Raw genomic sequence first — 25127 nt, 5'->3', positions numbered from 1 at the left:
CATGACCGTCGGCATCGGACATTATCTGACACTCTCGGCTATCCTGTTCACGATCGGCGTGTTCGGCATCTTCCTGAACCGCAAGAACGTCATCGTCATCATGATGTCGATCGAGCTGCTGCTGCTGGCGGCCAATATCAATCTGGTCGCCTTCTCCTCGGTGCTCAACGACCTGATGGGGCAGATTTTCGTGCTGTTCGTGCTGACCGTCGCAGCGGCCGAAGCGGCGATCGGCCTGTCCATTCTGGTGGTTTTCTTCCGCAACCGCGGCTCCATCGCGGTGGAAGACGTGAATATGATGAAGGGCTGAGGCGTAACCATGTATCAAGCCATCGTCTTTCTGCCCCTCATCGGGTTCCTGATCGTCGGCCTGTTCGGCAATGCGATCGGCGCCAGGGCTTCGGAATATCTGACATCAGGCCTGATGGTGATCGTGGCCGCGCTGTCGTGGGTCGCGTTCTTTACGGTCGGATTCTCCGAGACGGAAACCTTCACCGTGCCGCTTCTGCGCTGGCTCCAGTCGGGCGGGCTCGATGCCGCCTGGGCGCTGCGCATCGACACGCTGACCGTTGTCATGCTGGTGGTGGTCAACACCGTCTCGGCGCTGGTTCACATCTATTCGATCGGCTACATGCACCACGACCCGCATCGGCCGCGCTTCTTCGCCTATCTGTCGCTGTTCACCTTCGCCATGCTGATGCTGGTGACCTCCGACAATCTGGTGCAGATGTTCTTCGGCTGGGAAGGCGTCGGCCTTGCATCCTATCTGCTGATCGGCTTCTGGTACAAAAAGCCTTCCGCCAGTGCGGCGGCCATGAAGGCCTTCATCGTCAACCGCGTGGGTGACTTCGGCTTCCTGCTCGGCCTGTTCGGCGTATTCGTGCTGTTCGGCTCGGTCAACCTCTCGACGATCTTTGCCAGCACCGCGAATTACCTGCCGGCCGAGGGCGCGGCGGACGGCGCAACCGTGCTGACCTTCCTCGGATATTCGCTCGACAAGACGGCGGCGATGACCATCGTGTGCCTTCTGCTGTTCATGGGCGCCATGGGCAAGTCGGCTCAGGTGCCGCTGCACACCTGGCTGCCGGACGCCATGGAAGGCCCGACCCCGGTTTCGGCGCTTATTCACGCCGCCACCATGGTGACCGCCGGCGTGTTCATGCTGGCGCGCCTGTCGCCGCTGTTCGAGCTGTCCCACAGCGCGCTCACCGTCGTCACCTTCATCGGCGCGACGACCGCTTTCTTCGCGGCGACCGTCGGCCTCGTGCAGAACGACATCAAGCGCGTCATCGCCTATTCGACCTGTTCCCAGCTTGGCTACATGTTCGTGGCGCTGGGCGTGGGCGCTTACGGCGCGGCCGTGTTCCACCTGTTCACGCACGCGTTCTTCAAGGCGTTGCTGTTCCTCGGCTCGGGCTCGGTTATCCACGCCATGTCCGACGAGCAGGACATGCGCAAGATGGGCGGCATCCGCAAGCTGATTCCGACCACCTACTGGATGATGATCATCGGCACCATCGCGCTGACCGGCCTCGGCATTCCCGCCACGGTGATCGGCACCGCGGGCTTCTTCTCCAAGGATGCCATCATCGAGAGCGCCTTTGTCGGCCACAACGCTGTTGCCGGCTATGCCTTCGCGCTACTGGTGATCGCCGCCTGCTTCACCTCCTTCTATTCCTGGCGCCTGATCTTCATGACGTTCCACGGCAAGTCGCGCGCCAGCGAGGAGGTCCTGCATCACGTCCATGAATCGCCGCCGGTGATGCTGGTGCCGCTCTACATCCTCGCCGTTGGCGCTCTGTTTGCGGGCTTCGTGTTCCACGATCAGTTCATCGGCGAAGCCTATGAGGCGTTCTGGAAGACGGCGCTGTTCACCTCGGCCGACAACCATGTCCTGCATGAAATGCACAATGTGCCGATGTGGGTGAAGATGTCGCCGTTCGTGGCGATGGTCGTCGGCTTCCTGCTGTCGTACCAGTTCTACATCCGCTCGCCGGAGACGCCGAAGCGTCTGGCCGCGCAGCATCGGGGCCTCTACCAGTTCCTGCTGAACAAGTGGTACTTCGACGAGCTGTACGACTTCCTGTTCGTGCGCTCCGCCAAGGCAATCGGCCGCTTCCTGTGGAAGACCGGCGACGGGAAGATCATCGACGGGCTCGGGCCTGACGGTATTTCCGCGCGTGTCGTCGACGTCACGCAGCGCGTCGTGAAGCTGCAGTCCGGCTACCTCTATCACTACGCCTTCGCAATGCTGATCGGCGTTGCCGCACTTGCCACCTGGATGATGCTATGACCGACTGGCCCATTCTTTCTACGGTCACGTTCCTGCCGCTGGTCGGCGCACTTCTGGTGCTGCTGATCAGTGACGAAAGCGAGAACGGTCGCCGCAACATCCGCTCCATCACGCTGCTGACGACAGTGGTCACCTTCGTGGTGTCGCTGTTCATCTGGACCGGCTTCGACACTTCGCAGTCCGGCTTCCAGATGGTCGAGAAGGCGGAGTGGCTGGACAGCGGCATCTCCTATCATATGGGCGTCGATGGCATTTCGATGCTGTTCGTGATCCTCACCACCTTCCTGATGCCGCTGTGCATTCTGGCCTCGTGGGAATCGGTGCAGAAGCGCGTGAAGGCCTACATGATCGCCTTCCTGCTTCTGGAAACGCTGATGATCGGCGTGTTCTGCGCGCTCGACATCGTGCTGTTCTACGTCTTCTTCGAGGCAGGCCTGATCCCGATGTTCATCATCATCGGTGTCTGGGGCGGCAAGCGCCGCGTCTATGCTTCGTTCAAGTTCTTCCTCTATACTCTGCTCGGCTCGGTGCTGATGCTGCTGGCCATCATGGCGATGTTCTGGGAGGCCGGCACCACCGACATTCCCACGCTGCTGACGCACGGCTTCCCGGCCGGCATGCAGACATGGCTGTGGCTCGCCTTCTTCGCCTCTTTCGCGGTGAAGATGCCGATGTGGCCGGTGCACACCTGGCTGCCGGACGCGCACGTCGAGGCACCGACTGCGGGCTCGGTCATTCTGGCAGGCATTCTGCTGAAAATGGGCGGCTACGGCTTCCTGCGCTTCTCGCTGCCGATGTTTCCGCTCGCTTCGGACATGTTCCAGCCCTTCGTGTTCACGCTCTCCGTGATCGGCATCATCTACACCTCGCTGGTGGCGCTGATGCAGGAGGACATGAAGAAGCTGATCGCCTATTCGTCGGTCGCCCATATGGGTTATGTGACGATGGGCATCTTCGCCATGAACGTCGAGGGCATCGAGGGCGCCATCTTCCAGATGCTGTCGCACGGCCTCGTCTCGTCGGCGCTGTTCCTGTGCGTGGGCGTCATCTATGACCGCATGCACACCCGCGAGATCGACGCCTATGGCGGCCTCGTGAACAACATGCCGAAGTACGCCGTCGCCTTCCTGATCCTGACCATGGCCAATGTCGGCCTGCCGGGCACCAGTGGGTTCGTGGGCGAATTCCTGACGCTGCTCGGCGTGTTCCGGGTCAACACATGGGTCGCCTTCTTTGCCGCGACCGGCGTGATCCTGTCGGCCGGCTATGCCCTGTGGCTCTACCGCCGCGTGGTGTTTGGCGCGCTGACCAAGGAAGGCCTGATGAGCCTGCTCGACCTCTCCACCCGCGAGAAGGTCGTGCTCTATCCGCTTGTGGTGCTGACGATCTTCTACGGCGTCTATCCCGCTCCGGTCTTCGATGTGACCGCCGAGTCGGTGAGGGCGCTGGTGGAAAACGTCACCGCATCGATCAATGCCGCGCAGACCGCGGCCCTAAACTGACCGGAGACCTAGGTAACAATGACGCCGGAACTCTCCAACAGTCTCGCGCTTGTCACGCCCGAACTCATCATGGTGGCCGGTGCCATCGTGCTTTTGATGGTCGGCGTGTTTTCGAAGGGCCGTCCCAGCGCACTGGTCACGACGCTGGCCGTCGTGGTCATGGCGGTGGCCGGCCTGTGGCTGGCTTTCTACACGGGTGAAGGCAAGGCGTTCGGCAATTCCTTCGTCATCGATCCCTTCGCGCGCTTCATGAAGCTTCTGACGCTCGGCGGCTCGGCCGTCGCGCTGATCATGTCGGTTCGCTACACCCGCCAGCAGAATTTCGACACGTTCGAATATCCGGTTCTGGTCATGCTCTCGACCGTCGGCATGCTGCTGATGGCTTCCGCCAACGACATGATCGCGCTCTATCTCAGCTTCGAGCTGCAGTCGCTGGCGCTCTACATCGTTGCCGCCATCCATCGCGACAGCCTCCGCTCCAGCGAGGCGGGCCTCAAATATTTCGTGCTCGGCGCGCTCGGCACCGGCATGATGCTGTACGGCATTTCGCTGGTCTATGGTTACACCGGCTCGATCGACTTCGACGTCATCTCGTCGACGCTGACCGGCAAGGAGCGCCAGATCGGCGTCCTGTTCGGGGTGGTCTTCATCCTCTCCGGTCTGGTCTTCAAGATTTCCGCCGCGCCCTTCCATATGTGGACGCCGGATGTCTATGAAGGCTCGCCGACGCCGGTAACCGCGTTCTTCGCCGTCGCGCCCAAGGTGGCGACCATGGCGCTGATCCTGCGCATGGTCATGGAAACCTTCCAGCCCGCCGCCGCGGACTGGCAGCAGATCATCGTGTTCGTCTCCATCGCCTCGATGGCGCTCGGCTCGTTCGCCGCCATCGGCCAGCGCAACTTCAAGCGCCTGATGGCCTATTCCTCCATCGGCCATATGGGCTTCGCGCTGGTCGGCCTCGCCGCCAACAGCGAGGCCGGCGTGCGCGGCGTCATGATCTACATGCTGATCTATGTGGTGATGACGCTCGGCATGTTCGCCTTCATCCTCTCCATGCGCCGTGGCGACAGCAACGTCGAGGACATCAGCGATCTCTCCGGCCTGTCGCAGGCCAATCCGATCATGGCGACGATGATGACCATTCTGCTGTTCTCGCTGGCCGGTATTCCGTGGCTGGCCGGGTTCTGGGCGAAGTGGTACGTGTTCCTCGCAGCCATCGATGCCGGGCTTTATGCGCTCGCCGTCATCGGCGTCCTGACCTCGGTGGTCGCCGCGTTCTACTATCTGCGCATCATCAAGATCATGTGGTTCGATGAACCTGCCGGCGGTTTCCAGCCGATGGCTGCGGAACTGCGCATTATTCTCGGCCTGTCGGGCGCCTTTGTGCTGCTCTACGTGCTCATCGGCGGTTCGGTCAGTTCCATGGCGCAGGCAGCAGCGAAGACGTTCTTCTGATGGCCTTTACGCTGGCGCCCACGGCGGTAACCGACGGCTACCGCCTCGCCGAGCACGACACGATCGGTTCGACCAATGCCGAGGCGCTCGACCTTGCGCGCGCCGGTGACGCGGGCAGGCTGTGGGTGGTTTCGAAGAACCAGCAGGGCGGGCGCGGCCGTCGCGGCCGGGCCTGGCAGTCGCCGCCGGGCAATCTCGCCGCAACGCTCCTCGTCGTTGCCGATTATGAGCTGAAACTGGCCTCCACGCTTGGCTTCGTTGCCGGACTTGCACTGGCGGACGCCCTCGATGCCGTTGTTCCCAACGGCAATATCGCAGTGGGCATCGATGCGGGGCGCGGCGTCGGCAACAACAGCCGCAATCGTTTCGAGCTGAAATGGCCGAATGACGTTCTGGCTTCCGGAGCCAAGATGGCCGGCATCCTGCTGGAATCGACAATGCTGGGCGAGGGGCGGTTTGCCGTCGCCGTGGGCATTGGCGTCAATGTCATTGCCCATCCGGAAGACCTGCCTTATCCGGCCACATCGCTCAGGGCGCTGGGTGCTGCCTGTGATGCCGAAACGCTGTTTCTGGCGCTGTCCGATGCATGGGCCGACAATGCGCGGCTGTGGAGCGAGGGGCGGGGCCTTGCCGCCATCCGCAACCGCTGGCTGGAACGTGCTGCCGGGATTGGCAGCGAGGTTGCGGTGCGGATCGACAATAGGGTGGTGCGCGGTATTTTCGAGACCATAGATGAGGACTGCCGCTTCGTCATTCGCGACCACGATGGCGGCGTCGTGACGGTTGCGGCAGGCGATGTTCATTTCGGTGCGGTCGCCAGCGCCGGCGCTGCTTAAAGCGTATTTGCTTTTCTGCCGCTTCGCACTTTTGCCAGAATTGCTATAGGGCCACAGCTTTACAGAGTTTGGAGACGGGAATGGCTGCAACGGAAAACGCCGAACTGGTTTTCATACCCCTCGGCGGCGTCGGCGAGATCGGCATGAATTTCGCTCTCTATGGCTATGGCCCCGCCCATGCCCGTGAGTGGCTGATCGTCGATGTCGGCGTAACTTTTCCCGATCCCAATCATCCGGGTGTCGATCTGATCCTGCCCGATACGCGCTTCATCGAGGACAAGCTCGACCGGCTGCGTGGCATCGTCATCACCCATGCGCATGAGGACCACTATGGCGCGCTGCACGATATCTGGCCGCGCTTGCAGGCGCCGGTGTGGATGACGCCGTTCGGCGCAGGCCTGCTCGAAGCCAAGCGGCAATCGGAGCAGGGCGCGCCGAAGATCCCGGTGACGGTCTATCGCGCCGGGGAGAAGTTCACGGTCGGCCCGTTCGAGATCGAGGCCATTCCGGTGGCGCACTCGATTCCCGAGCCGATGTCGCTTGCCATCACCACGCCTGCCGGAACTGTGATCCACACCGGCGACTGGAAGATCGATCCCGCCCCGACGCTCGGGCCGAAGACCGACGAGGCCCGTTTCCGCGCTTATGGCGACAAGGGCGTTCTGGCACTGATCTGCGATTCCACCAATGCGCTGCGGGAGGGGGATTCGCCTTCCGAGGAAGAGGTTGGCGCCAGCCTCAAGACGCTGATCGAGCAGGAGAAGGGCCGCGTTGCCATCACCACCTTCTCGTCCAATGTGGGGCGCATCATTTCGATTGCGCGAGCCGCCCGCGATGCCGGCCGCAAATGCCTCGTGCTCGGCCGTTCGCTGAAGCGGGTCATCGAAGTGGCGGATGAGCTTGGGTATCTGGACGGTCTGCCGGAATTCGTTGCCGAGGAGGACTTCAACTATATCGACCGTCGCGATCTGGTCATCATCTGCACCGGCAGCCAGGGCGAGCCGCTGGCGGCGCTGGCCAAGCTGTCGCGCGACGAGATGAAGACGGTCGAGCTCAACGCCGGCGATACGGTGATCTTTTCCTCGCGCACCATTCCCGGCAACGAGAAGGCCATTCTTGAAATCAAGAACCGGCTGATCGATCTCGGCATCCGCATCATCGAGGATGGCGACGCGCTGGTGCATGTGTCGGGCCACCCGCGCCGCAGCGAACTGAGGCGCATGTATGAATGGGTGCGTCCGCAAATCGGCGTGCCAGTGCATGGCGAAGCGGCGCATCTGGTGGCGCAGGGATCGCTGATGGCCATGGAGGGCATCAGGCAGGTGGCGCAGGTGCGCGATGGCGACGTGCTGCGCCTGTGGCCGGGCGCTGCGACAATCATCGACAAGGCACCGTTCGGCAGGCTCTACAAGGATGGCAAGCTGGTCGGCACCGAGGAGGCGATGGGCATCCGCGACCGCCGCAAGCTCTCCTATGCGGGCCATGTGGTGGTCAACGTGGTTCTGGAAGATCGCTACGAGCTTGCCGGAGACCCGGACATCGTTGCCATTGGCGTGGCGCAGACCGATGCTTCCGGCGAGCCGCTGGAGGATCTGATGGTCGATGCGGCAATCGGCGCCGTGGACTCCATCCCGCGCCAGCGCCGAAAAGATCTCGATCTGGTGCAGGAATCCGTGCGCCGCGCGGTTCGTGCCGCGGCCAATCAGGCTTGGGGCAAGAAGCCGTTGGTGACGGTGTTCGTGACCCGGTAACGGCTGGTTTCATTGGGGAGTGAGGAAATGAAGCTCGGACGTCTCAACCATGTCGCCATCGCGGTGCCGGACCTTGAGAAGGCGACCGCCACCTATCGTGATACGCTGGGCGGCACCGTCACACAGCCGCAGGCCCTGCCGGAGCATGGGGTGACGGTGGTGTTCGTCGATCTCGGCAACACCAAGGTCGAGTTGCTCGAACCGCTGGGCGAGGGCTCGCCCATTGCCGCTTTTCTGGAGAAGAACCCGTCCGGCGGCATGCACCATGTCTGCTACGAGGTCGATGACATTCTCGTGGCGCGTGACCGGCTAAAGGCTGGCGGGGCACGGGTGCTCGGCGATGGCGAGCCGAAAATTGGCGCGCACGGCAAGCCGGTGCTTTTCCTGCACCCGAAGGATTTTTGCGGAACGCTTGTAGAACTGGAACAGTCGTGAGCTGGGTTTCTCTCGTCGCCATCTATTTCGTCACGTGGTGGCTGGTTTTGTTCGCCATCCTTCCCTTCGGCGTCAAAACGCAGGATGACGAAGACAACGTGACACTGGGAACCGTTTCCAGTGCTCCGCGCGGACCGCACATGCTGCGCGCCGTCATCTGGACGACGATCGTCACCTCTGTCCTCATGGGAATTTATGGCTGGCTGACGCTCGGGCTCGGCTACAGCTTTGATGACATACCAAGGATCGTTCCGGAACTGGTCTGAGGCGTTTTTCGCGAAGCCTCATCCCCCGGCTGATGTCCGGCTTCAGGTGTTGACGCCAAGCTCGGCCATGCGCTCGACGCAGGCTTCTTCGGCCTGATCGAGCTCGGCCAGCGTATCCTCGAGGTCGCGACGCTTCTGGCGCAGTTCCTCACGCTTTTCCTCGATGCGCTTGATCATCAGCTGCAGCTGTCCGACCTCGCCGGGCGGCTCCTTGTACATCTTGATGATCTCGCGGATCTCGTTGATGGAAAAGCCAAGCCGTTTGCCACGCAATATCTGGCGAATGATGTGGCGGTCTGCCGGACGGAACAGACGCGTCCGTCCGCGGCGCACCGGCAGCACCAGCCCTTCATCCTCATAAAACCGCAACGTGCGGGTGGACACGCCGAACTCGCGGGTCAATTCTGTAATGGTGTAATATTCCCGCATAGTCGTCCTGTACTCAAAGATAATGTCTGCGCCAGACGGCTGCTTTCGTACCGGAGATCAACCGGCCATTCAGACCCGGCCCGAAACACTGCCTGCCTGCGAAAGCTCCTCTCTTCGCATGGGCTACAGCTTTGTCGCCACGAAACCGAAGCCGCAGGAGAGCTTTTTATCCAGCGCCGGATGCAGTCGCAGAATCATCCGCACGCGAGAATGATTGGAAAATCTCGCACAGCACTTACGTAAAAGTCAATTAAATCCATTTAACCGAAGCCGAACCACAGGGATGCGAGTCCGAGAAAGGCAAAAAAGCCCACGACGTCGGTGACGGCAGTGACGAAAACGGCCGAGGCAACGGCCGGATCGACGCCATATCTGTCGAGTAGCAGGGGAATGAGGATACCTGCCACGGCCGCCACGAACATGTTTATGACCATCGCGCTGGCGATGATGCAACCGAGATAGGGATCCGAAAACCAGGTTGCCGCCACGATCCCGATCAGCACGGCGAAGATGATGCCATTGATGAAGCCGACACCCATTTCACGGCGGATGATGCGCCATGCATTGTAGATATCGAGATCCTTCGTGGCGAGCGCGCGCACGGTGACGGTCATGGTCTGCGAGGCCGCGTTTCCACCCATGCCGGCTACGATCGGCATCAACACGGCAAGGGCCACCACGCGTTCGATTGTCTGATCGAACAGGCCGATGACCGAAGCCGCGAGAAATGCCGTAAACAGGTTAACCAGCAGCCACGGCACGCGTGAGCGCGAGGCGGCCAGTATGGTGTCCGACAGTTCTTCGTCGCCAACGCCGCCGAGGCGCATGAGGTCTTCCTCGGCCTCTTCCTGGATGACGTCGACGACGTCGTCGATGGTGAGCACGCCGACCAGCCGCTCATTTTCGTCAACGACCGCAGCCGACAGAAGATCGTACTGCTCGAACTCACGCGCCGCTTCTTCCTGATCCATGGTGGCAGGAATGGCGTGGCGGGTTTCGTGCATGATGTCCTCGACCTTCACCGTGCGCCTGGTGCGCAGGATCTGGTCGAGATTGATTGCGCCAAGAAGCCTGAAGGTCGGGTCGATCACGAAGATCTGGCTGAAGCTGTCAGGCAGATCATTGTCTTCGCGCATGTAGTCGATGGTCTGCCCAACCGTCCAGAAGGGCGGAACGGCCACAAACTCGGTCTGCATGCGGCGTCCGGCGCTTTCTTCCGGATAATCCAGCGAACGGCGCAGCCTGATGCGCTCTGTGAACGGGAGCTGCGCGAGAATCTCGTCCTGATCTTCCTGATCGAGATCTTCAAGAATGTAGACCGCGTCGTCGGAATCGAGTTCCTGAACGGCCTGCGCGATCTGCGCGTTGGGCAAGCTTTCAACGATGTCGAGGCGGATGGCTTCGTCAACCTCGGTCAGGGCCGAGAAGTCGAAATCCGTACCCAGCAATTCCACCAGAGAGCGGCGCTGATCGGGCTGGAGAGCTTCCAGCAGGTGGCCAAGCTCGGATTCGTGGAGAGCTGCTACGTCCTGCTTGAGGGTCAGCGTGTCGCGGTCTGCGATGGCTGCGCCGATATGCGCGAGAAACGAGGCAAGAACGACGCCGTCCTCGTCGTAAATCTCATTATGGCCGCTCTTCGGGGCCTCTGACGCGGCAGCTTGATGTTCCTGAGCTTCCAAGAGACTGCCTCGACGGTTCTGCATCTGCGGATTTCGGTCTCCGTAGCGCAACTCAGATCAATATTCCAAGAGAAACAAGTGTCCTTCGCGCTGATTTCTATATGGCGCAGAAATCTCTGGCGACCACCACAGAGGCCTGTGGTTCGTCAGCCGCCGGAAGCAGATCGCTCCGGCTTTGCCCGCATCGAAGACCTTTGCAATTTCTGCACACGATGATCAGCAACCCCGCCCCAAAAGAACGGCCAGACTGGCAGATCAATGCTGCATATGTTTGACAGCCGGCAACTTTCCCGGCGATCAGTTTTCAGGTGCTTACAGAGCGAAAAAACAGCCGATACCGGCTTAACAAGCTTGCATTTCAAGCTATCCGGACATGTGATCCGGAGATGGTGCGGTCGAGAAGACTCGAACTTCCACGGGTTGCCCCACAGCGACCTCAACGCTGCGCGTCTACCAATTCCGCCACGACCGCCCGTGGTAGGAGCCGGATTGTGTCCGGCACGCGGCGTGTAGCAAATCGCTTATCGCGAAACAAGGGCATGTTTCCAATAATCGCGCTTTAAATGACAGGCTCATGAACTTAGCGCCGGCCCGGCCACCGCGACTGGACCTTTTGCGCCAATCTCGCCATATGAAAGGGCATAATCCGGAAGAAATCATGCCTGAACGCAGCCAGATCGCCACGTCTTTTTTTCCGTCGCCCGGTTCGCCGGCGGTAGAATGGCGTATCGAGCCCGGCCTTCTGCCCTATCCGCAGGCTCTGAGCTTCATGGAGAGCCATGCCGAGGCGATTCGTTCGGAGGGAGCCAGCGAGCTTGTGTGGCTGGTAGAGCATCCGCCCCTCTACACATCCGGCACCAGTGCCCGCGTCGAAGACCTGATCGATCCCGGGCGCTTCCCCGTTTTTGCCGCGGGGCGCGGCGGCGAATACACCTATCATGGTCCGGGACAACGGGTTGCCTATGTGATGCTCGACCTGAAGCGCAGGCGCACGGACGTGCGCGCCTTTGTGGCGGCATTGGAGGCATGGATCATCCGCACGCTCGATTCTTTCAATGTAAAGGGCGAACGGCGGGAGGATCGGGTGGGTGTGTGGGTGCCGCGTCCGGATCGTCCCCCCACGGCTGACGGCTCGGTCGCCGAGGACAAGATTGCGGCTATCGGCATCCGCATGCGCAAATGGGTCAGCTTCCACGGCATATCGATCAATGTGGAGCCGGATTTGACGCATTTCGGCGGCATCGTGCCCTGCGGCGTGCAGGACCATGGCGTTACCAGTCTGGTCGACCTCGGCCTGCCGGTGACGATGAACGATCTGGACGTGGCGCTGAAGGCGGCCTTCGAGGAGGTGTTCGGCCCCGCGAGCCTGACTGAGGCGCCGAAGCCGGCTGCTTTGCAAAGCATCGCAGGCTGATCCCCGCATATCCGTGAACAGACCGATCCGGACTTGCGAACCCGGTTCGGAAGGCTGCTGACGGCGCAGGCGGACTGACATTCACGCTCGCGGCGTTGCCGGCCTCGCGATGCCTCGCCTGTTCATGTGGCGCATTGGCGAGAGGCGTCACGCCGTTGACGGTCACCTACGGAATCAGAGAGCTCCGATCCACATCGCCATGGAAACAAGAAAGGTGCCCATGCACACCATTGAGACAACATCCTGAACGAGATCGGTCATGACTGGCTCCTGTTTTCAATATGTTCTTAATTTGTTCTAATTCTGTTCGCATGTCAATTGACAAAATACGAACACGCTCAGCGCTGAGTCGCGGCCATATTCAGGGTTAAAAACTGGTTTCAGCAGGAAGAGCGGAAGCGATGACCGGCGACGGACATGGCGGGTCAATGCGCGCGCAGGGCACTTTAAAAGTGGCGGAGCGAATCGAAGGCACGGTCCGCGAATAGCTGAAGACAAGCCTGCCGAGGATGGCGGGACTTTTGTCGGGTCAGGCGAGGGGACGCTGAGGTGGAAGGCCGGCACCCCAGACCGTGGAGTCGATCGGCGAGGATCGGATTTTGGGCATGGGGCAGACTGGTGAGGCAGGCCGGGCTTGCGGCTGCCGACCATGCTGGAATGACCGAGGGTGACCCGCGGACCACATGATCTGGGGACGCGCTACGTCAGGCAGCGCGCCAGATCGGAAGCACCGCCTCAGAGGGGAACGACGCGGCCTTCGGAGAGGGTGACGCGGCGATCCATGCGTGCGGCGAGTTCGTGATTGTGTGTGGCGATCAGGGCCGCAAGGCCCGACTGCTTCACGAGCGCGGACAGGGCCTGAAACACATAGGAGGCGGTGACGGGGTCGAGATTGCCCGTCGGCTCATCGGCCAGCAGCACCAGCGGCGCATTGGCGACGGCACGGGCGATCGCCACGCGCTGCTGCTCGCCGCCCGACAGTTCGGAGGGGCGGTGAGTAGCGCGCTTGCCGAGCTGCATGTAGTCGAGCAATTGCCCGGCACGCTCGGATGCCTCCTCGCGCGACAGTCCCTTTATGAGCTGCGGCATCATCACATTTTCCAGCGCGGAAAATTCCGGCAGCAAATGGTGAAACTGGTAGACAAAACCGATGTCGTTGCGGCGGATCGCGGTGCGCTGGTCGTCCGATAGCTTGCCGCACTGACGGCCGGCCAGAAAGACTTCGCCGGCATCCGGGCGTTCCAGCAGTCCGGCCGTGTGCAGCAGCGTCGACTTGCCGGTGCCGGAAGGGGCGACCAGCGCCACCATTTCGCCCGCATGCAGCACGAAATCGGTGCCGTTGAGAATGGTAAGCTTGCGCTCGCCCTGCTCATAATGACGTTCGACCGCCTTGAGCTCAAGAACCGCCCGCGCCATCACTCATACCTCAGCGCTTCGACCGGATCGAGACGTGCGGCTCGCCATGCGGGAAACAGCGTTGCCAGAAACGACAGCACCAGCGCCATCAGCACCACGGAAAGCGTCTCGCCCATGTCCATCTTCGCCGGAAGCTGGCTCAGGAAATAAAGCTCCGGATTGAACAGAACGGTGCCGGAAATCCACGAGAAGAACTGGCGGATACGCTCGACATTGAGGCAGATGAGGATGCCGAGGAAGACGCCGGCCAGCGTTCCCACCACGCCGATGGCCGCACCCGTCATCAGGAAGATGCGCAATATGGCGCCGCGCGTCGCGCCCATTGTGCGCAGGATGGCGATGTCGTGGCCCTTGTCCTTCACCAGCATGACGAGGCCGGAAATGATATTGAGCGCCGCCACCAGCACGATCAGCGTCAGGATCATGAACATGACGTTGCGCTCCACCTGAAGGGCGGAGAAGAAGGTCTGGTTGCGCTGGCGCCAGTCGCTGAGCAGCACCGGCCGCTGCGCCGCTTCCTCCACCTTCGGCCGGAGTGCATCGACGGCGTCGGGATTGTCGACATAGATCTCGATGCTTTGCGCGAGATCTTCCATGTTGAAATAGAGCTGCGCCTCGGCCAGAGGCATGTAGACGATGGAGCTGTCATATTCCGACATGCCCACCTCGAAGATCGCCGTGACCGGATAGCCCTTGAGCCGTGGCATGGTGCCAAGCGGCGTGACGTCGCCATCCGGCGATATCAGGGTGATCATGTCACCCAGTCTGAGGCCCAGATTGTCGGCCATACGCGAGCCGATCGCGACGCCCTCGGCCGTATCGAAGCCGACCAGAGACCCCTGGCGGATGTTGTTGGCGACGATGGACACCTTGCCGATGTCTTCGCCCCTTATGCCGCGCACAAGCGCGCCGGTACCGGAGCCGACATTGCCCTGCGCCAGCACCTGTCCGTCGATCAGCGGCAGGGCATAACGCACGCCGGCCACGCCATTGATGCGGTCGGCGACCTGCGCATAGTCCTCAAGAGGCAGGTCGATGGGCGTCACGATCAGATGGCCGTTGACGCCCAGAATGCGGGTAAGCAGCTCGGCGCGAAAACCGTTCATCACCGCCATGACCACGATCAGCGTCGCCACACCCAGCATGATGCCGAGGAACGAGATCGAGGCGATGACCGAAATCACCGTCTCCTTGCGGCGCGAGCGCAGGTAGCGCCAGGCGACCATGCGCTCGAAACCGGAAAATGGCCCGGCGGAAGAGGGTTTCGCTGCCGCCTTGCTCATGCAGCCCCACCCAGACGGGAAATGGCAGCGGCGATCGGCAGCGTTTCGCGCTCGCCGGTCTTGCGGTTCTTCAGTTCCACCTCGCCGGCGGCAACGCCGCGCGGGCCGACGATGAGCTGCCACGGCAAGCCGATAAGATCGGCGGTGGCGAACTTGGCACCGGGGCGCTGGTCGGTGTCGTCGTGCAGAACGTCCTTGCCGGCGGCGGTGAGCGTTGCCTCAAGCTCGGCGCAGACGCGGTCGCATTCGGCGTCGCCCGCCTTCATGTTGATGAGCGCGACGTCGAACGGGGCGATGGCTTCGGGCCAGATGATGCCGTTCTCGTCATGGCTGGCCTCGATGATGGCCGCGATCAGGCGCGACGGGCCGATGCCATAGGAGCCCATGGAGACGAAATGCTCCTTGCCATCCGGGCCGGTCACCCTGGCATTCATCGGCTTCGAGTATTTTTCGCCGAAGTGGAAGATGTGGCCGACCTCGATGCCGCGCGCCGAAACCTTGTCGTTCTCGGCAATGGCATCCCATGCGGCTTCGTCATGCATCTCGTCGGTTGCCGCGTAGGGCGTAGTCCATTTGGTGACGATGTCGGCGATCTCGCCGTCATTGCCGAAGTCGACGTCCTCGCCGGGCACCTCATAGCCGAGATAGTTGCGGTGGCAGTAGACCTGACTCTCGCCGGTTTCGGCCAGAATGATGAATTCATGGGAGAGGTCGCCGCCGATGGGGCCGGTGTCGGCGCGCATCGGAATGGCCTGCAGGCCCATGCGCGTGAAGGTGCGCAGATAGGCGACGAACATGCGGTAGTAGGCGGCCTTCGCGCCCTCGAAATCGAGATCGAAGGAGTAGGCGTCCTTCATCAGGAACTCGCGCGAGCGCATGACGCCGAAGCGGGGGCGCACCTCGTCGCGGAACTTCCACTGGATGTGATAGAGGTTAAGGGGCAGGTCCTTGTAGGACTTGACGTAGTTACGGAAAACATCCGTCACCATTTCCTCGTTGGTCGGCCCGTAGAGCATGTCGCGCTCATGGCGGTCCTTGATGCGCAGCATTTCCTTGCCATAGGCGTCATAGCGCCCGCTCTCGCGCCACAGATCGGCCGACTGGATGGTCGGCATCAGGATTTCGAGCGCGCCGGCGCGATCCTGCTCCTCGCGGATGATCTGGCACACCTTGTCGAGCACGCGCTTGCCCAGTGGCAGCCACGAGAAACTTCCCGCGCCCTGCTGGCGAAGCATGCCGGCACGCAGCATAAGGCGGTGCGAGACGATCTCGGCCTCGCGCGGGTTTTCCTTGAGGATGGGCAAAAAGTAGCGCGACAAACGCATAAGCAGATTCCGTGAGAGAAAAGGCAGCGCCGGAATCGGCGCGCCGGGGCCTGTTTGCTTCGGCTTCATAGCCATTTCATGGCAAGTTGGAAACCCGCCGCAAAAACCCGTATTTTCATGCGCCTTCTTACAGTGCCCGTGGCCGGCAAAACCATGACCATCCGAAAGGCAGTTCGTGCCGACTTATTGTGCAATGCAGCACATTTAAGTCCAGATGGAGGCAAAATTTCTAGTGACTTTGCCGGCTTTGTTGGTCTAGTGTGCTCAACATAATCGAGAGAGCAGCACAAAAACTGTTCTCCTACGCGGTCTAAAGTCTTGGGAGGATGCGATCTAGGCGCGGTTACTCGCAGCCGCCGGATACCGGAAGCAGATCGGACGCGTTCATTGTGCAAGGCTTCTGCCTTGCATTTTTTTTGTGCAGAATTCAGCGGCTCTTCACATGCATCGGGTTGAAATCACGCTTTAACGCGACATCTCAGGATGTTGTTCCCCGTTGCTTTTCTGATCTGACATTTTTTGTCGCACTGCTGTTGGCCTGGCAGACGTGACTGGAGGTTCTTTGGGGGCGGTTCGTGGCCGAAGCTACCTCACCTGTGCATTTGCCGGTGAACCAAGGCATTGTCACGACAGGGTGTCGTAACCTTTCAGAACCGCTCCTTACGCTTTAAGCGCCTGCTGTTGCGCATGTCGTTGTGATGGCGGAACAGCGGTGGCTTACAAAGGCGGCCACAGCATGTCTTCAGAACCAGCGCCGAACCTTCTTGGAATAGTCGCGATATCTGCGGCCGAACTTTTCGGCCAGTATCTTTTCCTCGAATTCGATGGCGATCTTCTGCGTCACGAATGCTGCGACGATGGAGATCGGCAGGAACCACCAATTGCCCGAAACGAGACCAACGCCAAACAGAAGGAGCGTGTTGGCGAGGTAAATCGGGTTGCGCGTGATGGAAAAGGGGCCGCTGGTGAGCAGATGGCTGGGTTCTCCCGAGGGATCGAGCGTCGTTCCCGCCTGTCGCATTGCGCGGAAGGAAGACACCCACAAAGCGATGACGGCAATGATGATCAGCCAGCCTATGGCATAGAGCACGTTGCCGAATGGGCCGGTCATGCGGGGAAGAGGGGCGAGCAGGCCGAGGACTATGCCGGCGGCGATTGCCGCAAGATAGATCAGCGGCGGCCATGGGATCCTGCGCCAGGCTGGTACTGCTTTCATTCTTCCTCCCCCATCAGCTTCATGTCCGTTTCCGCTGTACAGATCGATGCGAGTTCCTGAACGCGATGGGACAGTTCTTCATTTTGCGTTCCGCTCATCACCTTGTCGACAGTGCCGTCTTTTTGAACCGCGTCAAACATGCAGCCGCAATAGGCTGTGCAGAAACTCTGGTCGCGGGATCCACGGCAATAGGTCTCGCAGCCATGCATGAACCCGGTCCTCGGGTCCTGAGCGGGCGTCGGAAAGACCTGTGCGAACAGCCACAGGCAGGCGATCAGGACGGGCTGGTGGATGAGGTAGAAGGCAAGGCTGTGCTGCCCGATCTTGACGAGGGGCCGCAGGGCGGGTTGCGGCAATTCTCCGCCGAGCCGGGCCAGAAGGCCGAAATCGCGCGCGAAACGTGCGGCCGCCATTCCGGCCAGAACCGCGGCGAACCATGGAAACAACGGCACATAATCGTTGGAACGCGGGCTGATGGTGGACAGGCCGAGCCACCACAGGCCCGGATGATCGAAGATCGGCATGCGCAGGAATTGCGGCGCCATGGCCACAAGAACCGCCGCAACAGCCAGCGCCCATGCGGGAAAGCGCAGAAAGGCGAGGCCGAGCAGGCTTGCGAGTGCGATGTGGTGCAAGATGCCGAAGAAGATGAACGAGCCCGGCGTGGCGAACCATGTCGCTATGGTGATCGCCGCCGCTGCGGCCACGATCATGGCCAGCCGTTTGCCGAAGCCGTTCCAGCGAATGCCGTTGCCATGGGCGAGCATGAGGCTGAAGCCGACCAGAAACAGGAAGCTGGAGGCGATGCAGCGGGCGTAGATCTTCCAGCCGCCGAAAGCGGTGAGGCCGGGCGTCACATAGCCGAAGAACTCCAGATCCCATGTGAAATGGTAGCTGACCATGGCCAGCAGTGCTGCGCCACGGGCCGCGTCAATGGCCTCGATGCGGCGGGCTGGAATTTGCGAAGCGGGAGTAGGCGACGATGAGTGCATGGAGGCTCCGGCGGGTCGGTCTGCGAATCGTACCATGCCCGCCCGGATGCCTGCAGTGCAAATCCGACGGTTTTAAGTTGGTCCAGATCTGAAAAGCCTTTGGACTATTTCGCGTTTTCGGCCGGGAAAGTCGGTTTTCCGCTACCGTCCAGGGTCACAAAGGCTTCACAATGGCGGCGGGCGAATCCGACGGCAGGATTCGACGGGAGAATTTCATGGTTACGCATGTGCGGCACCCCATCTGGCTGCGGCAGGTCCGCCCGGCCGGAGCCCGCACCTTCGCTTCGCTTTATACAGTGGAATCCTTTGCGCGGGCCACCGTGTCCAGCGTGATCCCGATACAGGCCTATGAAATCCTGCAGAGCGAGCAATCGGTTTCCGTTCTTTATACGGTGGTGTCGCTGCTCGGGCTTTCGGTAACGCTGTTCATGCCGATGCTGATCAGGCGCTTCGCGCGGCGCTGGGTCTATACGGCAGGGGCATGCCTTCTGGCTGTCGGATCGCTGTTCTTCATTACCGACACTCTGATCGGCCAGGCGCTTGGCATGCTGTGCCGGGTGATGGGGGCCAGCGCGCTGTCGATCACGCTCAACCTCTACATCATGGACCACATCCGCAAGACCGAGTTCATCCGCTCCGAATCGCTGCGCATGGCATGGTCCACCTTTGCCTGGACCGGTGGGCCGACGCTCGGCATCCTGCTCTATACCCGCTACGGCATCTATGCTGCTCACAGCGTGGTGGCCATCGTCGCGCTCATTCTGCTTGCCCTGTTCTGGTACTATCGCCTGAGCGACAACCAGATGATCGCGGCCGGCAAGAGCCGCGCACTGAACCCGATAACCAATATCGGCCGCTTCATCGCGCAGCCCCGGCTGCGGCTGGCTTGGCTGATCGCCTTTGGCCGCAACTGCTACTGGACGACCTTCTTCGTCTACGGGCCGCTGTTCATGCTCATTGCGGGCGAAGGAGAGGTGGCGGGCGGCCTGCTGATTTCCGCCGGCAATGCGTTGCTGTTCACCGCCATTTTCTGGGGCAGGGCCGGCAAGCGCTTCGGCACGCGCGGCACCATCGCGCTCGCCTTTGCCGCCATGTCCGTTGCCCTGTTTGCAGCCGGCTGGGTCAGCACCACCGCACCGCTGATAACCGGGGCGCTGCTTCTGTGCGGCGCGCTGTTCACCATCGCGATCGATGCGCTCGGCTCCACCGTGTTCATGCGCTCGGTCCATCCCTATGAGCGCTCGCAGATGGCGGCGGTCTACCGCACCTATCTCGATTTCTCGGAACTGACCCCGCCGATGGTCTATTCGATCGTGCTGGCCTTTTTCGGCCTCGGCTCCGTTTTCGTCACGCTCGGCCTTCTGATGGTGGGGTGCGCGGCGGTAAGCTGGCGTTATGTGCCGAAGTCGATGTAAGAGTGGCGGCCATGAACGGCCTGACATTCATCATTGGTGGCGCGCGTTCCGGCAAGAGCCGGCATGCGGAAGAACTGGTTGCGGGGCTGCCGGCACCCTGGACCTATATCGCGACGGCGCAAGCCTATGACGAGGAGATGCGCGCCCGCATAGGTGAGCATCGCAGCCGGCGCAGCACCGGCTGGCACACCGTCGACGCACCGCTCGATCTCGCCGGCGCGCTGGCTGCGCAGCCGCAGGGACAGCCGGTGCTGGTCGATTGCCTGACGCTTTGGCTGACCAATCACATGCTGGCCGAACACGATCTCGATGCCGAATGCCGCCGGCTCGCCGAGGTTTTCGCCAGTCCGCGCGGGCCGTGGTTCGTGGTGTCCAATGAGGTGGGGCAGGGCATCGTGCCGGATAACGCGCTTGCCCGCCGTTTCCGCGATGAGGCGGGGCGGCTCAACCAGAAAATCGCAGCCATTGCCGACACCGTCCTCATGATGGTGGCCGGGCTGCCGCTGAAGGTGAAGTGATATGGCGGACGAACGCAGGATCGACGATGCGGAGGCGGAGCGCCATCGCGCCAAGATGGAAAAGCGCAAGGCGGTTCAGGATGCCGAAGTGGCCGCAAAGACGGTCGAGAAAGGTCTGCTGATCGTCAACACCGGGCCGGGCAAGGGCAAGAGCACGGCCGCCTTTGGGCTGGCGCTGCGCATGCTGGGATATGGAAGGCGGGTGGGCGTCGTCCAGTTCATCAAGGGGGCGTGGCATTCGGGCGAGCAGGATGCGCTGGCCCGTTTCGGCGATCTGGTTTCGTGGCACACCATGGGCGAAGGCTTTACGTGGGAAACGCAGGATCTGAAGCGCGATGTCGCCGCCGCGCAGGCGGCCTGGGCGAAGGCGCAGGAGTTGATGGCCGATCCGACGATCAGCCTTGTGGTGCTTGACGAACTCAACATCGCGCTGCGCTACGACTATCTCGACCTCGACGAGGTGGTGGCGGCGCTGAAGGCGCGCCGCGAGGGGTTGCATGTCGTGGTCACAGGCCGTAACGCCAGGCCGGCCTTGATCGAGGCCGCAGATATCGTCACCGAAATGGGCTCCACCAAGCATCATTTCGCGGCGGGCGTGAAGGCGCAGAAGGGAATAGAATTCTAGTGCAAAATCGTTATGCGACGCTGGCCGCCTGGGTCTATGAACTGGACAAGCCGGTCGGCCGGTCCTTTGGCGACGTCGAATTCTATCTGGAGCGTCTGCAAGGCGTGACGGGTCCGGTGCTTGAACCGGCTGTCGGCAATGGGCGCCTGTTCGTGCCGCTGCTGGAGGCGGGGCTGGACGTGAAAGGCTTCGATGCTTCCGAGGAGATGCTGGCCTATTGCCGCGCGGCCTGTGAGAGCCGGTCGCTGCCGGCGGCGCTGAGCCGGCAGACCTTCGAAGGCTTTTCCTATGACGAGCGCTTCGAGGCTATCCTCGTGCCGCTCGGCTCCATCCAGCTGATCACAGACTATGAAGCCGCACTTGGCGTGCTGAAACGCTTCCATGACCATCTCGCGCCCGGCGGGCGGCTGATCCTCGACCTCGATGCCATCGACGGTTTTCTCGATTCGCCGCATTCGGTGCGGACATGGAAGGCCGGCGAAGACCTGCTGACGCTGACCGCCGACCGGATCGAGACGGACTATGTGGCGCAGACAACCATGACCAGCCTGCGCTATGAGCATTGGCGCGCCGGCAAGCCGGTGGACAGCGAGATCGATCTGTTCGCCCTGCGTTGGTGGGGTGTGGCGGAACTTGAACTGGCCTTGCGAACTGTCGGCTTCAGCGAGGTGAGCGCCTGTGGCGACTACCAGCATGGCCGCAAGCCGCAGAAGGGCGACGGCATCATCACTTTCGAGGCGCGGCGCGCCTAGCGCGACTGACGCCCGGACAAATCCGGGTTGCCGCGCTGTCTGTCTGTTTAGTCGTAGTTATGCACCATCAGGTGGTTCCACCTGACTGAAAATCCTCTGATCAGACCAGCCAGAGCGCCGCCGCTGCCAGACCAAATAGCGCGATGAGCAGCATGTCGGCGATCCGGTAGAGTTTCAGTGCGCGGCGAATGTCGGCGGCCCCGGCATCGCGCCGGCCGCCTTCGCCCATGAAGGAATCTTCCACCGTGACGCCGCCATAGACGCGGGGTCCGGCGAGGGCGAGCCCCAGCGCGCCGGCCATCGCCGCTTCCGGCCAGCCGGCATTGGGTGAACGATGTTTTTTGGCATCGCGCCGGATTGCCTGCCAGCCCGCATGGGCGTCTGCGCCTTTCATCAACAATGCGGCGACCACGATCAGCAGGCCGGTTAGCCGCGAGGCAGGGAGGTTGACCAGATCGTCTAAGCGTGCCGAGGCCCAGCCAAAGGCCTCATGACGTGAGGTGCGGTGACCGATCATGGAATCGGCGGTGTTGACGGCCTTGTAGGCCGCGCCACCAGCCAGTCCGCCCACGCCCAGCCACAGGGCAGGGGCGACGATGCCATCGGAAAAATTCTCGGCAAGGCTTTCGATGGCGGCACGGGAGACGCCCGCTTCGTCCAGTTGCTCGGGATCGCGGCCGACGATCATCGACACCGCCTTGCGTCCCGTTTCAAGGCCACCGGTTTCCAGTGCGGTTGCAACTGCTTCGACATGTTCGCCGAGGCTGCATTGCGAGAGCAGCGAGGACGCCAATATCGCGGTGACAAGGAAGCCGAAGGCAACGCGGCCGAGCAACGTTTCGATGGCGAAGGCGATGGCGGCGGGCACCGATACGATCACCAGAAGCGCCAGCACGCCGCAAAGCCGTCTTGTCGCGCCGGAAGAGGAGGCGAGGTTGAGCGTTCGGTCGAGACAGGATATCAGCCTGCCGATCCAGGTGACGGGATGGCCGATGGCGCGGAAGAGCCAGTCCGGATATCCGGTGATGCGTTCGGCAACCAGCGAGATGAAGGCAATCAGGACCGACATGGATATTCCGGGCGAAGCATTGGCAGCGGTCGATCATGGCGGAAGCCTCGGCAGGGCCCGGGCGCTGTTTCCGCTGGCGCCGGAACCCTTCGTCGATCTTTCAACCGGGATCAATCCGCACTCCTATCCGCTTTTCGACCTGCCCGCCACCGCCCTGACCCGTCTGCCCGAGCAGGCGCGGGCGGAGGAACTTGCTGCCGTCGCGGCCGCAGCCTATGGCGCGCCGTCGCCGGTAAATGTGGTGAGTGCGCCCGGCACGCAGATCTTGCTGCCGCGCGTCTGTTCACAGGTGAGGCCGGGCCGGGCGCTGGTGCTCGGACCGACCTATGCCGAGCATGCGCGCGCCGCCCGCATCGCCGGTCACAGCGTGGAAGAAATGCCGGATTTCGACGCGCTTTCCGCAGCCGACCTTGCCATCGTCGTCAATCCGAACAATCCGGACGGGCGCGTGATTGCCCGCCGCGACCTCAGGGAACTGGCGTCCCGCATGGAGGCCAAAGGCGGGTTGCTGGTGGTGGACGAGGCTTTCATGGATGTCGGCCCGCACCGGGAAAGCGTTGCCGGCGATGTGGAGCAGGGCGGGCTGGTGGTGCTGCGCTCCTTTGGAAAATTCTTCGGCCTTGCCGGCGTGCGGCTTGGGTTTGCCCTTGCCGACAAGGAGACCGTGGCGCGGCTGGCCGGCGGTTTCGGGCCATGGGCCGTTTCCGGCCCGGCGCTGGAATATGGCATCAGGGCTCTTTCCGACGCGAACTGGCAGCGGCAGATGCGAGCGCGGCTGGAAGGCGAGGCGGAGCGGCTCGACAGGCTGTTCGCCGGCCAATGCGTCGAAGTGCGGGGCGGCACGCCGCTCTATCGCTACATGGAGTTCACTGAGGCCAGCACGCTTTTCCGGGCTCTTGGTGAGCACGGTATAGTGCTGCGCCATTTCAGCGATCGCCCGCATGCGCTGCGCGCAGGCTTGCCGGGGAATGACGCGGAATGGCGGCGGCTGGAGGCGGCGCTGGCCGGATGGAAGGGCGCGCGATGATCCATGTCTGCCCGCTTTCGAAACTGGAGCAGACCGTCTCGCGAACCGGTGCGGGAAGGCTGGTCACGCTGCTTTCCGCCGACATGGACATGGCGCGCCCGGCCTCGATCGCGCAGCAAGATCATCTTCATCTGCGCATGAACGACATTGCCGAATTGCGCGACGGGCTGACCCTGCCGGGCGAGGCGCATGTGCGCCGCCTGCTGGATTTTGCCTCTGAATGGGACCGCGCAAGGCCGATGGTCATTCATTGCTATGCCGGCGTCAGCCGCTCTCCAGCCGCCGCCTATATCGTCGCCGCTGCCCTCAATCCCCACCGTGACGAGGCGGAGCTTGCCGCCATGCTGCGCTGGCTCTCGCCTTCCGCGACGCCCAATAGCCGCCTGATCGCGGTGGCAGACGTGCTGCTCGGCCGCGAAGGGCGCATGATTGCCGCGATAAAGGGCATCGGGCGCGGGGCGGATGCGTTCGAGGGCGAAGTGTTCGAACTCGACCCGTTCGGTTAGGGCGTTTCCGCCTTATACCTAATCTCGGAAACATCCGTAGGGTTGGCGCAATTCCGAATGCAAAACCGCCTCGCACTTTTGCTGGAATTGCTTCAGCTAAGCCAGTCCGCAAGCCGTGCCTTGCGCACATCTTCCAGCAGGGTGATGAAACCCCGGGCCTGATGATCTGCCGTCAGCCGGCCTTTTTCGGCCGTGGCGGCGGCGGCGTTGCCGACCACGCCATGCGGGTTGAGGTCGCTGGCGATCCACGCAAAGGCATGCGGGCTCTGTGCGTTAAGCAGGGCGAATTCCCGTTCTGCCTTGTCGGCGCGTGAGGCGAAGTCTTCCGCTTGTGCAAGATCGACGAGATCGGGACGGAAATGCAGCATCAGCGAGGTTTCCACGTCGCCCCCGTGAATGCCGCGCCGCACCTCATGCGCGCTGAACAGTCCGTCCGGCCGCCCGAAGCGTTCCCAGCTCGTGCGCACCGCCATCATGCCGAAGCGAACGCGCAGATTGCGGGTGACGATGCCCATCACCTCTTCGTTGCCGCCATGCGAGGTAACGACGACCAGCTTGCGCACGCCCGCGCGCGCCACCGATGCGCCAAGCTCGTTCCAGCACTCGATGAGACTGGCTGCCGGGATGCTGAGCGTTCCCGGCGCGTAGACGTGCTCGTCCGATTTGCCGACCGCCTGAACCGGCAGGATGCGCAGATCGAGGTCTTGCGGAACAAGCGGGATTGCGGTTGCCAGCATGCCGTTCATGATGTCGGCATCGGTGGATAGCGGAAGATGCGGCCCGTGCTGCTCGATCGCCGCCACCGGCAGAACGACAATGGTCTCTTCGGGGTCGATCTCAGCGAAGTCGGGCGCCTTGAAGTCGCCCCACCAGATTTTCCGTCCCTGCGCTGCCATTCCGCTTTCCCGAGATCTGCCTTGCCG

The 25127-nt window shown here is 62.1% G+C and carries 24 protein-coding genes and 1 tRNA gene; 15 read left to right on the top strand and 10 right to left on the bottom strand.

The annotated features are described in order from the left end of the window. Position 1: 1 nt before the first annotated feature. From nuoK to MIC97_RS04540, 8 genes are all read left to right on the top strand, one after another. Positions 2-310 (top strand): NADH-quinone oxidoreductase subunit NuoK, encoded by a 309-nt coding sequence (gene nuoK, locus MIC97_RS04575; protein WP_183830915.1) that lies wholly within the window; start codon positions 2-4, stop codon positions 308-310. 9 nt (positions 311-319) lie between these two features. Next, the gene (gene nuoL / locus MIC97_RS04570) at positions 320-2293 is read left to right on the top strand and encodes an NADH-quinone oxidoreductase subunit L (RefSeq protein WP_239799040.1); all 1974 of its coding nucleotides are present in this window, start codon (positions 320-322) and stop codon (positions 2291-2293) included. Beyond that, positions 2290-3795: an NADH-quinone oxidoreductase subunit M gene (locus MIC97_RS04565; RefSeq protein ID WP_239799039.1), complete on the top strand. Its 1506-nt coding sequence runs from the start codon at positions 2290-2292 to the stop codon at positions 3793-3795. Before nuoL ends, MIC97_RS04565 begins: the two co-directional genes overlap by 4 nt. Positions 3796-3813: 18 nt before the next feature. Next, on the top strand, positions 3814-5250 hold the full coding sequence (gene nuoN, locus MIC97_RS04560) for an NADH-quinone oxidoreductase subunit NuoN (protein ID WP_239799038.1): 1437 nt from the start codon (positions 3814-3816) through the stop codon (positions 5248-5250). After that, complete coding sequence (locus MIC97_RS04555; RefSeq protein ID WP_239799037.1) at positions 5250-6086, top strand: biotin--[acetyl-CoA-carboxylase] ligase; 837 nt, start codon at positions 5250-5252, stop codon at positions 6084-6086. The genes nuoN and MIC97_RS04555 overlap by 1 nt, the downstream gene beginning before the upstream one ends. Before the next feature lie 80 nt (positions 6087-6166). Further along, complete coding sequence (locus MIC97_RS04550) at positions 6167-7837, top strand: ribonuclease J (protein ID WP_239799036.1); 1671 nt, start codon at positions 6167-6169, stop codon at positions 7835-7837. A gap of 27 nt (positions 7838-7864) precedes the next feature. Further along, positions 7865-8272, top strand: coding sequence for a methylmalonyl-CoA epimerase (mce, locus tag MIC97_RS04545; RefSeq protein WP_239799035.1), 408 nt, complete (start codon positions 7865-7867; stop codon positions 8270-8272). Further along, the gene (locus MIC97_RS04540; RefSeq protein WP_239799034.1) at positions 8269-8538 is read left to right on the top strand and encodes a DUF1467 family protein; all 270 of its coding nucleotides are present in this window, start codon (positions 8269-8271) and stop codon (positions 8536-8538) included. The genes mce and MIC97_RS04540 overlap by 4 nt, the downstream gene beginning before the upstream one ends. Positions 8539-8580: 42 nt before the next feature. On the opposite strand, the gene MIC97_RS04535 is transcribed toward MIC97_RS04540, so the two are convergent. The 3 genes from MIC97_RS04535 to MIC97_RS04525 all read right to left on the bottom strand — a co-directional run bounded on the left by MIC97_RS04535 (position 8581) and on the right by MIC97_RS04525 (position 11118). Continuing rightward, positions 8581-8967 (bottom strand): MerR family DNA-binding transcriptional regulator, encoded by a 387-nt coding sequence (locus MIC97_RS04535; protein ID WP_183830898.1) that lies wholly within the window; start codon positions 8965-8967, stop codon positions 8581-8583. A 260-nt stretch (positions 8968-9227) separates the two neighbouring features. Continuing rightward, positions 9228-10646: a magnesium transporter gene (gene mgtE / locus MIC97_RS04530; protein WP_239799033.1), complete on the bottom strand. Its 1419-nt coding sequence runs from the start codon at positions 10644-10646 to the stop codon at positions 9228-9230. A 387-nt stretch (positions 10647-11033) separates the two neighbouring features. Next, positions 11034-11118 (bottom strand) — tRNA-Leu (locus MIC97_RS04525). A 186-nt stretch (positions 11119-11304) separates the two neighbouring features. Between MIC97_RS04525 and lipB the strand changes: the two genes are divergently transcribed. Further along, the gene (lipB, locus tag MIC97_RS04520; RefSeq protein WP_239799032.1) at positions 11305-12060 is read left to right on the top strand and encodes a lipoyl(octanoyl) transferase LipB; all 756 of its coding nucleotides are present in this window, start codon (positions 11305-11307) and stop codon (positions 12058-12060) included. 735 nt (positions 12061-12795) lie between these two features. On the opposite strand, the gene MIC97_RS04515 is transcribed toward lipB, so the two are convergent. The 5 genes from MIC97_RS04515 to MIC97_RS04495 all read right to left on the bottom strand — a co-directional run bounded on the left by MIC97_RS04515 (position 12796) and on the right by MIC97_RS04495 (position 18292). After that, entirely contained in the window at positions 12796-13476 is a 681-nt protein-coding gene (locus tag MIC97_RS04515) for an ABC transporter ATP-binding protein (RefSeq protein ID WP_239799031.1), read from the bottom strand. After that, complete coding sequence (locus tag MIC97_RS04510; protein WP_239799030.1) at positions 13476-14759, bottom strand: lipoprotein-releasing ABC transporter permease subunit; 1284 nt, start codon at positions 14757-14759, stop codon at positions 13476-13478. The genes MIC97_RS04515 and MIC97_RS04510 overlap by 1 nt, the downstream gene beginning before the upstream one ends. Next, positions 14756-16084, bottom strand: a complete 1329-nt coding sequence (proS, locus tag MIC97_RS04505; RefSeq protein ID WP_239799029.1) for a proline--tRNA ligase — start codon at positions 16082-16084, stop codon at positions 14756-14758. The genes MIC97_RS04510 and proS overlap by 4 nt, the downstream gene beginning before the upstream one ends. 742 nt (positions 16085-16826) lie before the next feature. Then, positions 16827-17300: an isoprenylcysteine carboxylmethyltransferase family protein gene (locus MIC97_RS04500; RefSeq protein WP_239799028.1), complete on the bottom strand. Its 474-nt coding sequence runs from the start codon at positions 17298-17300 to the stop codon at positions 16827-16829. After that, a complete protein-coding gene (locus MIC97_RS04495; RefSeq protein WP_239799027.1) occupies positions 17297-18292 on the bottom strand; it encodes a DUF1624 domain-containing protein in 996 nt (331 codons plus the stop codon). Before MIC97_RS04495 ends, MIC97_RS04500 begins: the two co-directional genes overlap by 4 nt. Positions 18293-18507: 215 nt before the next feature. On the opposite strand from MIC97_RS04495, the gene MIC97_RS04490 reads away from it, so the two are divergent. The 4 genes from MIC97_RS04490 to MIC97_RS04475 are packed head-to-tail and all read left to right on the top strand — an operon-like array spanning position 18508 to position 21602. Further along, the gene (locus MIC97_RS04490) at positions 18508-19707 is read left to right on the top strand and encodes an MFS transporter (protein WP_239799026.1); all 1200 of its coding nucleotides are present in this window, start codon (positions 18508-18510) and stop codon (positions 19705-19707) included. 11 nt (positions 19708-19718) lie between these two features. After that, on the top strand, positions 19719-20225 hold the full coding sequence (cobU, locus tag MIC97_RS04485) for a bifunctional adenosylcobinamide kinase/adenosylcobinamide-phosphate guanylyltransferase (RefSeq protein ID WP_239799025.1): 507 nt from the start codon (positions 19719-19721) through the stop codon (positions 20223-20225). Between the two features lies 1 nt (position 20226). Beyond that, the gene (cobO, locus tag MIC97_RS04480) at positions 20227-20850 is read left to right on the top strand and encodes a cob(I)yrinic acid a,c-diamide adenosyltransferase (RefSeq protein ID WP_239799024.1); all 624 of its coding nucleotides are present in this window, start codon (positions 20227-20229) and stop codon (positions 20848-20850) included. Continuing rightward, entirely contained in the window at positions 20850-21602 is a 753-nt protein-coding gene (locus tag MIC97_RS04475; RefSeq protein ID WP_239799023.1) for a class I SAM-dependent methyltransferase, read from the top strand. Before cobO ends, MIC97_RS04475 begins: the two co-directional genes overlap by 1 nt. 100 nt (positions 21603-21702) lie before the next feature. Here the strand turns inward: MIC97_RS04475 and cbiB are convergent, their stop codons facing one another. Continuing rightward, positions 21703-22671, bottom strand: a complete 969-nt coding sequence (cbiB, locus tag MIC97_RS04470) for an adenosylcobinamide-phosphate synthase CbiB (RefSeq protein WP_239799022.1) — start codon at positions 22669-22671, stop codon at positions 21703-21705. On the opposite strand from cbiB, the gene cobD reads away from it, so the two are divergent. Continuing rightward, entirely contained in the window at positions 22670-23698 is a 1029-nt protein-coding gene (gene cobD, locus MIC97_RS04465; RefSeq protein WP_239801030.1) for a threonine-phosphate decarboxylase CobD, read from the top strand. The two genes, cbiB and cobD, sit on opposite strands and share 2 nt — an antisense overlap. Beyond that, positions 23695-24204 (top strand): tyrosine phosphatase family protein, encoded by a 510-nt coding sequence (locus MIC97_RS04460; protein WP_239799021.1) that lies wholly within the window; start codon positions 23695-23697, stop codon positions 24202-24204. The genes cobD and MIC97_RS04460 overlap by 4 nt, the downstream gene beginning before the upstream one ends. A 92-nt stretch (positions 24205-24296) precedes the next feature. Here MIC97_RS04460 and MIC97_RS04455 read toward each other — a convergent pair whose 3' ends face one another. Beyond that, on the bottom strand, positions 24297-25100 hold the full coding sequence (locus tag MIC97_RS04455) for a creatininase family protein (RefSeq protein ID WP_239799020.1): 804 nt from the start codon (positions 25098-25100) through the stop codon (positions 24297-24299). Positions 25101-25127: the final 27 nt, after the last annotated feature.

Origin of the sequence: Aquamicrobium sp. NLF2-7, from assembly GCF_022359935.1 — a bacterium.
GTDB classification, from domain to species: domain Bacteria; phylum Pseudomonadota; class Alphaproteobacteria; order Rhizobiales; family Rhizobiaceae; genus Mesorhizobium; species Mesorhizobium lusatiense.
The sequence above is the reverse complement of the archived record's forward strand: the minus strand, read 5'-3'. Positions and strand labels throughout refer to the sequence as shown.